This window comes from Neisseriaceae bacterium CLB008, from assembly GCA_041228285.1.
GTDB lineage: Bacteria > Pseudomonadota > Gammaproteobacteria > Burkholderiales > Neisseriaceae > JAGNPU01.
Genome location: CP166133.1, coordinates 2,657,267 through 2,669,666, shown reverse-complemented (window position 1 = coordinate 2,669,666; position 12,400 = coordinate 2,657,267). Strand labels below are relative to the sequence as shown.

Genomic DNA, 12,400 nt, shown 5'->3' with positions numbered 1-12,400 from the left:
TTGGTTTTACTGCTCAGTTCTTTAAAACGATTTATTTTAAACATGTGCGTAAGGATAATGATTAATATATTCAATGAATAGTCAGTCCGCTATTTTAGCAATAGGTTCCCCAAATGGCGACAAAAAACGTTATTTTTCATCATTTAAGGAAATGATTTGTTCAAAAAAATATTTTTATAAAATGTAAACGGCGACCACAAAAGGGCTGAGCGGGTTAAGCAACTTAAATGGGGATGGGTGGTGAAATAACAACGGTGGGGCCTTAAATTATTCAGTAAAGGGCGTTCCGTGTCGGTTGGCGGTGAATGGTGTAAAATGAATTTTTTGGTTTGGCTATGGGCGATAAGGGTATTTTATGCAATTAACACTATTGGTGCCGGGTCTGTGTTGGGGCCAAGACGATGCGCCTGAGGTTTTGTTGAGCGACGTAGCCTTGCCTGCGTTAGGTCAGGTTTGGCGTTTTGGCCAGCACCAAGCCGAATCCATGCGCTTAAGTCAGCTGTACCAGCGTTTTTTACCGCTACAAGATTGGGCCAGCTATTACGCTCAGGCGGCGCCCGAGCGCGACCACTATTGGCTTAGCCCCGTGCATTTACGGGTAAACCGTGACTACATCACCTTAGCCGACAGCGCCGTTCACGGCATTAACTCGGATGAGGCTGCGCTGCTGTGCACCGGCCTAAATGAGTTTTTACAGGCAGATGAATGGCAGCTGACGCCCACTCACCCTGATTTGTGGCATTTAAGCGTGCCTAAGGGGTGGGATTTGAGCTTGGTGGATTTGATCGATGTGGTGGGTCAAGACGTAGACGGCCATCAGCCGCAAGGCCGTGACGCAATGCAGGTGCAGCGGATTCAAACCGAAATTCAGATGTGGTTGTATCAACATCCGCTGAACGCCGAGCGTGAGGCTCGGGGTCAGATCAGCATTAATGGCGTCTGGCTGTGGTCGATGGCATCGCCTCAGGGTGAAGAAAGGGCTGATGTGGCCTATTTTGTGCCGCCGCAGCAAGGCGAGCAAATGGCCGTAGCGGCCCACGATGCGCCCTATGACTTTGCCGCTTGGCAAGCGCAGCGCCAAGAAGAGGGCGTGGTGGAGATGAAGGCCTGCCTATTGCTAGAGGATTTATTGGGTGCCATGCAATATGATGATGCTTGGGGCTATCGCCAAGGCTTGCTGGAGCTGGAAACGCGCTTCATCGCGCCCGCCGTGGCGGCGTTAAGGTCGGGGCAGCTCAGCCAGCTACGGTTGGTGGCTCATGGCCCCTATGGTGGTCAGGTGGTCTTAAGCGGTAAGGCGCACTGGGCATTTTGGCGTAAACAACAGTTATTTACAGGTAGAGTGCTTTGAAAACAGAAATTGCCGTTCGGACGGTGGATGAAGGCGTTTATCGTCAATTGACCGATTCGGGCGTGACGCCTTTATTGGCGCGTTTGTGCGCTGCTCGCGCGGTGCAGGATGCGGCAGAAATGCAGGAAGATTTAGGCCGGCTACATCATTACCAGCTATTGAAAAACATTGATTTAATGAGTGAGCGCTTGGCTGCTGCCATTGCCGCTCAAACGCCGATCATGATCGTGGCCGATTACGACGCCGACGGTGCCACGGCCTGTGCTGTGGGCATGAAAGGCCTTGCTGCCTTGGGCGCTAATGTGGATTTCTTGGTGCCCAATCGCTTTGAAAATGGCTACGGTTTAACGCCTGAAGTGGTGGATATGGTGGCGCAGACGCCGGCCAAGATTATTCTGACCGTGGATAATGGCATTGCCAGCCTCGCTGGTGTGGCTCACGCGCAGGCATTGGGTCTTGAGGTGTTGGTGACCGACCACCACCTGCCGGCCGATACTTTGCCTAATTGTCTGATTGTGAACCCAAATCAGCCTGGCTGCGACTTCCCCAGTAAGTCTTTGGCGGGGGTGGGGGTGATGTTTTATGTGTTGATGGCGCTGCGGGCGCACATGCGCGCTCAAGGGCTATTTACCGACGCTAGGCCTGCCCCGAACCTGGGCGCCTATCTGGATTTAGTGGCGCTGGGAACGGTAGCCGATGTGGTGTCGCTGGATCACAATAACCGTATCTTGGTGGCTCAAGGCTTACGGCGGATGCGGGCCCAGAAAACCTGTCCGGGGATTTCTGCCCTGTTTCAAGTAGCCAAGCGCGATGCGCGTAAGGCCACGCCGTTTGATATGGGCTTCGCCCTTGGGCCGCGGATTAATGCTGCAGGTAGGCTAGACGACATGAGCGTAGGCATTCGCTGCTTACTCAGCACCCAAGCTGATGAGGCAATGAGCTTGGCTGAGCAGCTGGATGCGCTGAATAAAGAGCGCCGCAGCATTGAGCAAGGCATGAGCGAAGAAGCGCTGGCTAATCTGCCGCAAACGCTGTCTGAGTCGCGTTACACCGTGGTGCAGTATCAAGAGGATTGGCATCAGGGGGTGGTGGGTATTGTGGCGTCGCGCTTAAAAGAGCGCTTTCATCGGCCAACGATTGTGTTTGCCGGTGCGAGCGAGACCGAGATCAGAGGTTCGGGGCGTTCGATTGAAGGGCTGCACCTGCGCGATGCCTTGGATTTGGTGTCCAAACGGCATCCTGATTTAATCTTAAAATTTGGTGGCCATGCCATGGCGGCTGGCCTGAGTATTTTGACGGCTAATTTGGTGCGGTTTCAGCAGGCGTTCGAGGCCTGTGTACAGGAATTGATGACGCCGGAGCAGCTGAATCGAGTCATGCTGACCGATGGCAGCCTGCCGGCGCGTGAGTTAACCTTGGCCAATACCGAAATGCTGTCACAGCAGGTGTGGGGTCAGGGTTTTGCGGCACCGCTGTTTGTGGATGAGTTTGAGGTGGCCTGGCAACGCGTCGTGGGCAGGGGCCATAAAAAAGTGGGCTTAAGCCGCGATGGCGTGGTGTTTGAGGCGATGATGTTTAATTGCGTGGTGGATTTGCCGCAGCGCATGCGGGCTGTCTACCGCCCCATTGCCAATGAGTGGCGCAATCAACTGGAATTGCAGCTATACATTGATTATTGGGATGCTGCCTAATCTGTTATTTAAAAGCACGCTGAAAAGCGTGCTTTTTTGTGGCTGATTTTTGCTGGGCGATAAAAAAGCCACCGATTGGGTGGCTTTTTGGGTATCCATAAAACGAATTAACGTTTTGAGAATTGTTTGGCGCGACGTGCTTTACGTAGACCAGGTTTCTTACGTTCAACTTCACGAGCATCACGAGTCACCAAACCGGCTTGAGACAAGGTTGGTTTCAAAGCTGCATCGTAGTCGATCAAAGCGCGAGTGATGCCGTGACGGATGGCACCGGCTTGGCCAGTTTCACCACCACCAACAACGTTTACTTTGATGTCGAAAGATTCTAGGTTTTCAGTCAAAGCCAAAGGCTGACGTGCAATCATGCGGCTGGTTTCGCGGCCGAAGAATTCGTCAATTGGGCGACCATTAACAACAATAGCGCCAGTGCCTTTAAGCATGAACACACGTGCTACTGAGCTTTTACGACGGCCTGTGCCGTAGTTATATTTACCGTTCATTTGTGTGTCCTTATTAAATGTCTAAAACTTTAGGTTGTTGCGCAGTGTGAGGATGCTCTTCACCAGCGTATACCTTAAGTTTTTTGATCATGGCGTAACCTAAAGGACCTTTAGGAAGCATACCTTTAACCGCTTTTTCTAAAACGCGCTCAGGGAATTTCTCTTGCATTTCGTTAAAGTTACGCTCGTAGATACCACCAGGGTAGCCAGAGTGACGGTAGTAAATCTTGTTTAGGTTTTTGTTACCGGTAACGCGCAGTTTGTCGGCGTTAATCACAACGATGTAATCACCAGTATCCACGTGAGGTGTGAATTCTGGCTTATGTTTGCCGCGCAAACGGCGAGCAATTTCTGCAGCAACACGACCCAAGACTTTGTCTTGAGCGTCCACTACAAACCAATCGCGTTGTACTTCATGCGGTTTAGCTGAAAAGGTTTTCATGGAATGATCCATCTATTAAATACTAGAAAGTTGTCGATTTTAGAGTAGTTTGCACACCCTGTCAATTGCTGTTTCGGGCGATAGGCGCTTAATTTGAATGGATTTAGCAATATTTTGCGCGTCAGGAGGGTACATTGTGGTTGTGGACGTTAAAAGCTGGATTTGTTAGCGGCTTCGTAAAGTGTTTTTTTGTGTGGTTTTTATGTATTTGTTATAGCTAGTATAACGGTAATCCTCTAGGTGCATGGCTTTAATTGGCTGAATATGATAACTGTTTATAAAGGCATGCCGAGTCTGGCTCATACTGATTCTTTATAAAAGCGAAAGGGTTCAGTTGCCGCCTGAGTTTGCTGCCCTTCTGTTTGTGTCATCAATGAGCAAAACTTCATACGCATAAAAGGAGCATTACCATGGCCAAGGAATACATTGTACCGGAAATTTGGGCGTCTACCCCTGAAATGACGGCTATTCGGCAGCAGATTCATCAGCACCCAGAATTGGGTTATGAAGAGTTCTTAACCAGTGACTTGGTGGCGGAAAAGCTGACTCAGTGGGGCTATACCGTCCACCGTGGCCTAGGCGGTACAGGCGTGGTGGGGCAGTTGCTGAACGGGGCAGGCCCACGCTTGGGCCTACGGGCCGATATGGATGCGCTGCCGATTACCGAGGCTACCGGTCTGCCTTATGCCAGCGTACACGAGGGTCAAATGCATGCCTGTGGTCATGATGGGCATACGGCCAGTCTGCTGGCGGCTGCTAAGTACTTAGCCGAACACAAGCCGTTTAGCGGTACGCTGAACCTCATTTTTCAGCCCGCGGAAGAAGGCATGGGCGGCGCCAAAAAAATGATGGACGACGGTTTGTTTGCTTTGTTTCCTTGCGACGCCATTTTTGGCTATCACAATATGCCAGGGTTTCCTGAAGGGCATTTTGGTTTTCGAGCCGGGCCAATGATGGCTTCGTCCGACAACGTGGCCATTCGGATTCAAGGCCAGGGTGGTCATGGTGCCATGCCGCATTTATCGATCGATCCTGTGGTCGTGGCGGCCAGCATTGTCATGGCTTTGCAAAGTATTGTGGCGCGCAATGTTAATCCATTGGATACCGCAGTGATCACGGTGGGCAGCATTCAGGCGGGTAAAACCAATAATGTGGTGCCCGACCATGCCGACATGAAGCTGAGCGTGCGCGCTTTAAACCCAGAAGTGCGTACGCTCTTGGAAGAGCGCATTAAAACGGTGGTGCAGCAGCAGGCCGCTAGCTTTGGGGCCAGCGCCGTGATTGATTATGATCACACCTATCCAGTCTTGGTGAACGATGTAGCCTGCACAGACTTGGCTCGTGAAGTTGCAGTGGCCCATTTTGGCGCCGAGGCTTTGATTCCTGATTTACAGCCTTTGACCGGCAGCGAGGACTTTGCGTTTTATCTCGAAGCGTGCCCAGGTGCCTATTTGTTGATCGGTAATGGCCGTGAGGGCACGCATGGCTGTTCGGTTCACAATCCTAGCTATGATTTTAACGATGCGCTGTTGCCGATTGCGGCCACCTACTGGGTGCGCTTGGTCGAGCGGTTTTTACCCGTGGCCTAGGTTCATACATCATAAGGGAGAAGGCTGATGGCCACTTTAGCCAAGCATCATGATCGTAAAACGCGCGTCAAGACCATTGCTGGCATTACCATCGGTAACGCCATTGAGTTTTACGATTTTGCTATTTACAGCGTGTTTGCCGTATTGATTGGCACGCTATACTTTCCAGGTGAGAGTGACTTTGTCAAACTCATGTTGACGTTTGCCACCTTCGGCGTGGGATTCTTGACGCGGCCTTTAGGGGCTTTGGTCATTGGGCTGTATGCCGATCGGCATGGGCGCCGCCCCGCCATGTTTTTGACGCTGATGCTGATGGGCGCGGGCACGCTGATTTTTGTGGTGACGCCTACTTATGCGCAAATTGGCTTGGCGGCGCCGATTTTGATTGTGCTGGGGCGTTTGATTCAAGGATTTGCCATTGGCGGAGAACTAGGGGCGTCGACCACGATGTTGATGGAGTATGCCGACGACCATAGTCGAGGTTTTTACGGCAGTTGGCAGCTGTTTGGTCAAGCCTTAAGCACGATGTTGGGCGCTCTGGTGGGCTTAGTGCTGGGGAGTCTTTTGAGTGATGCTCAGTTGGCCAGTTGGGGCTGGCGCTTGGCCATGTTCTTGGGTTTGGCCGTGGTGCCGTTTGCCTTATACATTCGGCGTTCTTTGCCAGAAACCCGGCCGGCGGATGGGCATAAAGAACACAGCAGCCTAGGCGTTTTATTTCGCGACCACTCGCGCCTATTGCTGGCTGGCGTACTTATCACCATGGGCGGTACCGTGGCTAATTTTATTGTGTTGAACTATATGATGAATTACGCCATCAGCGTGTTAAAGCTGCCGTTTTCTAGCAGTATCTGGGCGGCTTTTCTGGCCGCTGGCGTTCAGCTGTTGTTGATTCCGTTTGCTGGCATGCTCAGCGATCGAGTAGGGCGTAAAAAAGTGGTGTTTTGGGCGCGCGTGCCGTTGATTTTGTTGATCTATCCTATGTTTGCGTGGATTAGCGATACCGCAACGGTGGCGGTTTTGCTGTGGGCGGTGCTGATTTTGTCCATTTTTTTGGCGCTCAACAGTGGGCCTAGCGTGGTGCTATGTGCGGAAATTTTTCCTGCTCACGTCCGTGCAACGGGCTTGTCCCTAGTGTATAGCTTGGGTGTGATGCTGTTTGGTGGGTTTGCGCAGATGATTGCCACGGGTTTGATTCAATTAACCGGTAGCCCGAATGCGCCAGCGTTTTATTTAATCGTCACCGGTGTGTTAAGCCTCGGTGGGCTACTTTTAGTGCGAGAGACGGCTGGTCGGCCGCTGTCGTAGGCCATATAAAAAACCACGGCTTAATGCCGTGGTTTTTGGTTTTGGTTTGGATTTACAGTCGGTAAACGTTGATGACGCCCTTGACGTCAGACAGTGCTGCAATGACTTTGGGTAAGTCGTCGACCTGTTTTACCTCAACCGTAAAGCGCATATTGGCTAAATGGTCTTTAGACTGCGTTTGCACTGCGGTGACGTTGATCTTATTGCGGGAGAATGCATCCGAAACATCGCGTAATAAGCCGCTGCGGTCGCGGGCGGTCAGCTCGATGTCTACCGGGAACACGCCTTGCTGAGCGTTGCCCCAAGAGGCGGAAACGACCTTCTCTGGTGCCTGGCTGGCCATATTGACATAGGCTGGGCAGTTATGGCGGTGGATGGAAATGCCGCGACCCTTGGTGACAAAGCCCATGATTTGATCGGGCGGGGCAGGTTTACAGCATTTAGCCAACACCGTCATCAGATTACCCACACCGTCGACCAGGATGCCGTTGGGGTTGTCTTGAGCCTTGCTCTTTTTGACGATGCTTTCTTCGGTAACGCTTTTGATGGCCTCTTGCTTGAGCTGGCCAGCGGCCTTGCTGATGGCCCGCGGCGATACTTCACCATGGCCCAAGGCTTGATACAGTTCATCTGGTTTGTGGTAGCCGAGGCGCTCGCATAGTGATTGAATGCTGGGCTTGACGTTGAGCTTGTTGAGCTCTCGATCGAGTAGGCCTTTACCCGTTTCACGGATGGTTTCGCCGTTTTGTTGCCGTATTGACAGGCGAATTTTGTTAATGGCCTTATTGCTTTTCACCCAGCCATCGTATAGCCAGCTAACCGAAGGGCCTCCTTCTTTGGCGGCGATGATTTCTACGCGCTGCCCGTTTTCCAGAGGAGTGGATAGCGGTACGATTTGGCCTTCTACCTTGGCGCCGCGACAGCGGTTGCCGATGTCGGTATGCAGTGCATAGGCGAAGTCGATCGGCGTGGCGCCGTGTGGCAAGGACAGCACGCGCCCCTTGGGCGTCAGAACATAAATGGTGTCGCTGAATAGCTCGGTTTTAAAGGCATCGGCTAAATCATCTTTGTCTGAGTCCGCCATGCTTTCGCGCCAGTCTAAAAGCTGACGTAGCCACGCGATTTTTTGCTCATACTCGCTGTCGCCTTTACCGCCTTCTTTGTAGCGCCAGTGGGCGGCTACGCCGAATTCGGCAAACTCATGCATGTCGAAGGTGCGGATTTGTACTTCGACGCCTTTATTTTCTGGCCCCACAACGACGGTGTGCAGGCTGCGGTAATCGTTGGCTTTCGGGTGGGAGATATAGTCGTCAAATTCGCCCGATATGGGTTGCCACATGCCGTGGATGATGCCTAAGGCGGTGTAGCACTCAGGAATGGTGTCGACCAAAATGCGCACCGCTCGAATGTCGTAGAGGTGTTCGAAATCCAGCTTCTTCTGGCGCATTTTTTTGTAAATCGAATAGATGTGCTTGGGTCGGCCGGCTACTTCGGCGTGAATGCCGACTTTTTTTAATTCGGCCTGAACGGTTTCTAAAACCCGATCGATGTATTCCAAGCGCTCGGTGCGCTTTTCATCTAATAGTTTGGCGATGCGGCTGTATTCTTGCGGTGACTGATAGCGAAAGCCTAAGTCTTCCAACTCCCATTTGATTTGCCATACCCCCAGGCGGTTGGCTAGCGGCGCAAACAGATCTAGGGTTTCCTTGGCGATGCGCTGCACCAGCTCAGGGTTGTTGACCTTGGCCAGGGCATGCATGGTTTGGGTGCGCAGCGCCAGCTTAATCAACACCACGCGGATGTCGGTCACCATGGCCAACAGCATTTTACGCATGGTCTCGGCTTGTTTTTGGCGCTCTTCCGGCGAATCTAACTGATCTACGCTGGCCAGCTCGGTGAGGCGTTCCACTTGGTTAATGCCGGCGATGAGGTTGATCAGGCTGGGGGGAAAGTGGGGTGATAAAGATGCTTGCCAATCATTGTCGACAATGGGGATGACGCACAGCAAGGTCGCGGCAATGGCATCGGGTAAGAGGTCAAGCTCTGCGACGATGGTGGCGGCGCCCATCACATGATGAAACAGCTCTTCTTTGAGTAAGGACGTATGGTGGCCGGGGTAGTGTTGTTGTGCCCACGAGAACGCCTTCCGAATGAGTTGGCTGTCTTTTTCGGAAAGGCCTGCTGTGATGGCTTCGATCCAAGCTTCTGGATGTTGAGCATCTTTGAGGGTGTCGGCAACGCTACGAACAACGGAGACCATGGTGCGCTTAATCCTGTTAATGATGGCTTATTGTACCGCTAAATAAGGGGTTAAACACAGACTTAGTGTGAAATAACCGCTAACGGTGCTGCTGTTTTAAATAATTTAATAAAGGTTTGGGCATGCCTAAGTCCGCCAGTGTGGCTGTTGTTGCCCATAAATGCTCAGGGCATTCTGGCCGCGTTTGGGGGCTGTGAAAGGCAAATGGTGTAATCACCAGTTGAAAATGGGTTAGTCTGTGGTTGAGGGGTGCTTGTTCCTCTAAGTCGGCAAAATCCACGCCTATGCCGTGGCAAAACTCGATCAATTCGGCCAGCGTGTCAAACGTGGGCACGCAATATAGGCCGCCCCAAATGCCTTTTTCGGGCCGCTTGTGTAGCAATAGGTCGGCCTCAGGGTGGCTGAGGATGAGCCAGTACAGCGGTTTAATGGGGGCGATTTGCTTGGGCTTTTTTAAGGGCAGCCGTTCGGTTTGGTCGTGTTGATGTGCCAAACATAGCGTTTGCATCGGGCAGTCACCGCATAAGGGCTTACTGCGTTTACACACGGTGGCGCCTAAGTCCATCAAGCCTTGAGTATAAGTAGCCATGTGCTCGGCCTCGGGTAAAAGGCTTTCGGCTAAGGCCCAAAGGCTGGCTTCAAATTTTTTATCGGTGGGTAGGCCTTCTAATTCAAACATCCGACACAGTACGCGTTTGACGTTGCCATCTAAAATGGCCTCGCGCTTTTGAAATGAAAACGCAGCAATAGCAGCGGCGGTGCTGCGGCCTACGCCTTTGAGGGTTTCTAAGGCTAGGCGGGTGCTTGGAAAGACACCGTTAAAGTCATCGACCACTTGTTTGGCGGCAAAGTGCAAATTCCGCGCGCGGCTGTAGTAGCCCAGCCCCGCCCATAGCGCCAAGACGTCATCCTGTGGCGCAGCGGCTAAGGCGGCGACTGTGGGGAAGGCAGCCAAGAAGCGAGGGTAGTAGTCCAATACGGTAACCACTTGGGTTTGTTGCAACATTACCTCAGACAGCCAGACCCGATAGGGATCGCTTACCTGCCAAGGCAGGCCGTGTCGCCCCGCGGTCTTTTGCCAGGCAATCAGCCGCTCAGTAAATGGGTGGGGGATGGGATTAGTCATGATGTGTCGATGCAAAAGGAGGTACAATAGCAAAATTCCGTTGTAAAGATAAGTCATGACATCATTAAAACTATTTGTTTCTTGCCCACGTGGCTTAGAAACCGTGCTGGCTGATGAGCTGAGCACATTGGGCGCCAACCAGTTAAAAGCCACCGATGGTGGCGTTGCCTGCGTGGCTTCTTTGGCCACGCTATACCGCATTAACCTACATTCACGAGTGGCCAGTCGTGTATTGCTGCAGGTGGGCTACGGTAAAATTCGCGACGAGCACGACGTGTTCCGCTTGGCGTCGAACGTAGTGTGGACCGATTATTTCCAAGTACATCAAACCATTAAGGTTAAGGTGGAGGCCAAAGGCGCGCGCGTGACCAGCCTTGATTTTGTTGGGTTGAAAATTAAAGATGCGGTTTGCGACGTGTTCCGCGCAGCTTGCGGCGAGCGTCCTAGCGTAGATAAGCGAAACCCAGATATTCGCATTCAGGCATTTTTGAATCACCAAGAAGCCTTTTTATTCATCGACACCAGTGGTGAAGCGTTATTCAAACGTGGTTATCGCCAAGAAACCGGCGAAGCGCCCTTGCGCGAAAACCTGGCCGCCGGCCTATTGCGTTTGGCAGGTTTTGACGGCAGCCAAACCCTATTGGACCCAATGTGCGGCAGCGGTACCATCGCCATTGAGGCCGCTCTAATAGCTAAAAACCGTGCCGTTGGCCTGAACCGTCGCTTCGGTTTTGAAAAACTGGCGGGTTTTGATCGTGCGTTGTGGGCGGAGCTGTGCGAGAGCGCTCGCGCTCAAGAAAAAGAGTGTACGGTGCACATTGCCGCCAGCGACATTAATCGCTTTTTGATTAAAGAAGCCATTAAGAATGCACAAAATGCTGAAGTGGACGACGTGATCGCCTTCTCGGTGAAAGACATTGTGGAAACCAAACCCAAAACCGAGACCGGCCTCATCGTGACCAACCCACCGTATGGCGTGCGCTTGGAGGATGAAGAAGAGCTGGCTGCGCTGTACCCACAGTTAGGTGCTTGGTTGAAGCAGAACTTTACGGGCTGGACGACCTGTTTCTTTACCGGTGATTTGCGTTTTCCTAAGCTGATTCGTTTGGCGCCTAAACGCAAATGGCCTTTGTTTAATGGCGCCATCGATTGCCGTCTGTTTGTGATCGATATGGTGGCCGGCAGCAACCGTCGCAAAGACGCTGAGTAAGCCTTAGCGGCTCAAAAAAACCGTCCTTTAATAGGGCGGTTTTTTGTGGGCGCAAGACGAGGCGGCCGTTCTTTATCCCGACGTGACGCACAAAAAAACCGCCTTGCGGCGGCTCTTTAAATCGGTTTGATCAACCCCATCTTAAGGATTAACGGGAACCGATGCGGTAGCGTTTTTCTAAGAACGAGAACAAATAGGCCAAGACCATGGTCATGATCAAGTAAATGATCGCAATGGCGTAGTAGGGTTCTTCGTAGATCGAAAAGCGCCCAGAAATCGTCCGAGCAGTATAGGCCAATTCGGCCAAGCCAATGGCGGATACTAAGGAGCTGTCTTTGAGTAAGGTAATGAATTCATTGCCGAAAGGGGGTAGCATGCGGCGAGTGGCCTGCGGTAAAATGATGTGGCGCATGGCTTGGCTATAGGACAAGCCTAATGAGCGAGCGGCTTCCATTTGGCCTTTGTCGATGGACTGAATGCCGGCGCGAAAAATCTCGGTGATGTAGGCGCCAGAGTTAGCCGATAGAGCCAAACAGCCGGCTAAAAACGGGCCGTAGGCGCTGCGTAAATCGGCGGCCAGCTGGCCGCTGATCAATAGGCCATCAACGGGGTGAACCAGCATTGGCGTCCACACAAAGTGCCAAATAAAGATTTGCACAAAAAGCGGCGTGCCACGAAAGATGGTGACGTAAATCAATGACAGTAATCGAAAGAACCCTGCTATAGAGCGGCCCAATAAGGTGCCTTTTTCTGAGTGGGCAGTACGGGCAAAAGCGCCCAGTAGACCGATAAAAGTGCCGACGGTAATGGCGATGACGGTTAACCAAAGCGTCATTTTGGCGCCGTCGAATAACATTTCACGGTATTCGTAGATAATGTCAAAGCGAATATTCATGCGTTTTCCTCAATATCATGCAGATGTTTGA

At 52.0% G+C, this 12,400-nt stretch carries 10 protein-coding genes; 5 read left to right on the top strand and 5 right to left on the bottom strand.

Features of this window, described 5'->3' with window-relative positions; genetic code table 11:
• The first annotated feature begins 355 nt into the window (after positions 1-355).
• Both AB8Q18_12350 and recJ read left to right on the top strand, forming a co-directional pair.
• Positions 356-1,351, top strand: coding sequence for a hypothetical protein (locus AB8Q18_12350; protein ID XDZ50961.1), 996 nt, complete (start codon positions 356-358; stop codon positions 1,349-1,351).
• A complete protein-coding gene (gene recJ / locus AB8Q18_12345; GenBank protein ID XDZ50960.1) occupies positions 1,348-3,042 on the top strand; it encodes a single-stranded-DNA-specific exonuclease RecJ in 1,695 nt (564 codons plus the stop codon). Before AB8Q18_12350 ends, recJ begins: the two co-directional genes overlap by 4 nt.
• Positions 3,043-3,149: 107 nt before the next feature.
• Here recJ and rpsI read toward each other — a convergent pair whose 3' ends face one another.
• Together rpsI and rplM are read right to left on the bottom strand one after the other, a co-directional pair.
• Positions 3,150-3,542 (bottom strand): 30S ribosomal protein S9, encoded by a 393-nt coding sequence (rpsI, locus tag AB8Q18_12340; GenBank protein ID XDZ50959.1) that lies wholly within the window; start codon positions 3,540-3,542, stop codon positions 3,150-3,152.
• A gap of 13 nt (positions 3,543-3,555) precedes the next feature.
• Positions 3,556-3,984 carry a 50S ribosomal protein L13 gene (gene rplM, locus AB8Q18_12335; GenBank protein XDZ50958.1) on the bottom strand — a complete coding sequence of 143 codons (429 nt, stop codon included), beginning with the start codon at positions 3,982-3,984 and terminating at the stop codon, positions 3,556-3,558.
• A 410-nt stretch (positions 3,985-4,394) separates the two neighbouring features.
• Here rplM and AB8Q18_12330 point away from each other — a divergent pair, with 410 nt between their 5' ends.
• Positions 4,395-5,573 (top strand): M20 aminoacylase family protein, encoded by a 1,179-nt coding sequence (locus tag AB8Q18_12330; protein ID XDZ50957.1) that lies wholly within the window; start codon positions 4,395-4,397, stop codon positions 5,571-5,573.
• 27 nt (positions 5,574-5,600) lie between these two features.
• Positions 5,601-6,878 (top strand): MFS transporter, encoded by a 1,278-nt coding sequence (locus AB8Q18_12325; protein XDZ50956.1) that lies wholly within the window; start codon positions 5,601-5,603, stop codon positions 6,876-6,878.
• Positions 6,879-6,930: 52 nt separating this feature from the next.
• Here AB8Q18_12325 and AB8Q18_12320 read toward each other — a convergent pair whose 3' ends face one another.
• Positions 6,931-9,138, bottom strand: a complete 2,208-nt coding sequence (locus AB8Q18_12320; protein ID XDZ50955.1) for a bifunctional (p)ppGpp synthetase/guanosine-3',5'-bis(diphosphate) 3'-pyrophosphohydrolase — start codon at positions 9,136-9,138, stop codon at positions 6,931-6,933.
• A 79-nt stretch (positions 9,139-9,217) separates the two neighbouring features.
• Positions 9,218-10,264 carry an A/G-specific adenine glycosylase gene (gene mutY / locus AB8Q18_12315; GenBank protein XDZ50954.1) on the bottom strand — a complete coding sequence of 349 codons (1,047 nt, stop codon included), beginning with the start codon at positions 10,262-10,264 and terminating at the stop codon, positions 9,218-9,220.
• A gap of 55 nt (positions 10,265-10,319) precedes the next feature.
• Here mutY and AB8Q18_12310 point away from each other — a divergent pair, with 55 nt between their 5' ends.
• Positions 10,320-11,474 (top strand): class I SAM-dependent RNA methyltransferase, encoded by a 1,155-nt coding sequence (locus AB8Q18_12310; protein ID XDZ50953.1) that lies wholly within the window; start codon positions 10,320-10,322, stop codon positions 11,472-11,474.
• A gap of 148 nt (positions 11,475-11,622) precedes the next feature.
• Here AB8Q18_12310 and AB8Q18_12305 read toward each other — a convergent pair whose 3' ends face one another.
• Positions 11,623-12,369 (bottom strand): amino acid ABC transporter permease, encoded by a 747-nt coding sequence (locus tag AB8Q18_12305; protein XDZ50952.1) that lies wholly within the window; start codon positions 12,367-12,369, stop codon positions 11,623-11,625.
• Positions 12,370-12,400 lie beyond the last annotated feature (31 nt).

What these genes read in the sequence shown, in the direction of transcription:
- AB8Q18_12350 (XDZ50961.1), top strand. Translation starts at nt 356, where the DNA reads ATGCAATTAACACTATTGGTGCCGGGTCTGTGTTGGGGCCAAGACGAT.
- rpsI (XDZ50959.1), bottom strand. Translation starts at nt 3,542, where the DNA reads ATGAACGGTAAATATAACTACGGCACAGGCCGTCGTAAAAGCTCAGTA.
- rplM (XDZ50958.1), bottom strand. Translation starts at nt 3,984, where the DNA reads ATGAAAACCTTTTCAGCTAAACCGCATGAAGTACAACGCGATTGGTTT.
- AB8Q18_12330 (XDZ50957.1), top strand. Translation starts at nt 4,395, where the DNA reads ATGGCCAAGGAATACATTGTACCGGAAATTTGGGCGTCTACCCCTGAA.
- AB8Q18_12325 (XDZ50956.1), top strand. Translation starts at nt 5,601, where the DNA reads ATGGCCACTTTAGCCAAGCATCATGATCGTAAAACGCGCGTCAAGACC.
- AB8Q18_12320 (XDZ50955.1), bottom strand. Translation starts at nt 9,138, where the DNA reads ATGGTCTCCGTTGTTCGTAGCGTTGCCGACACCCTCAAAGATGCTCAA.
- mutY (XDZ50954.1), bottom strand. Translation starts at nt 10,264, where the DNA reads ATGACTAATCCCATCCCCCACCCATTTACTGAGCGGCTGATTGCCTGG.
- AB8Q18_12310 (XDZ50953.1), top strand. Translation starts at nt 10,320, where the DNA reads ATGACATCATTAAAACTATTTGTTTCTTGCCCACGTGGCTTAGAAACC.
- AB8Q18_12305 (XDZ50952.1), bottom strand. Translation starts at nt 12,369, where the DNA reads ATGAATATTCGCTTTGACATTATCTACGAATACCGTGAAATGTTATTC.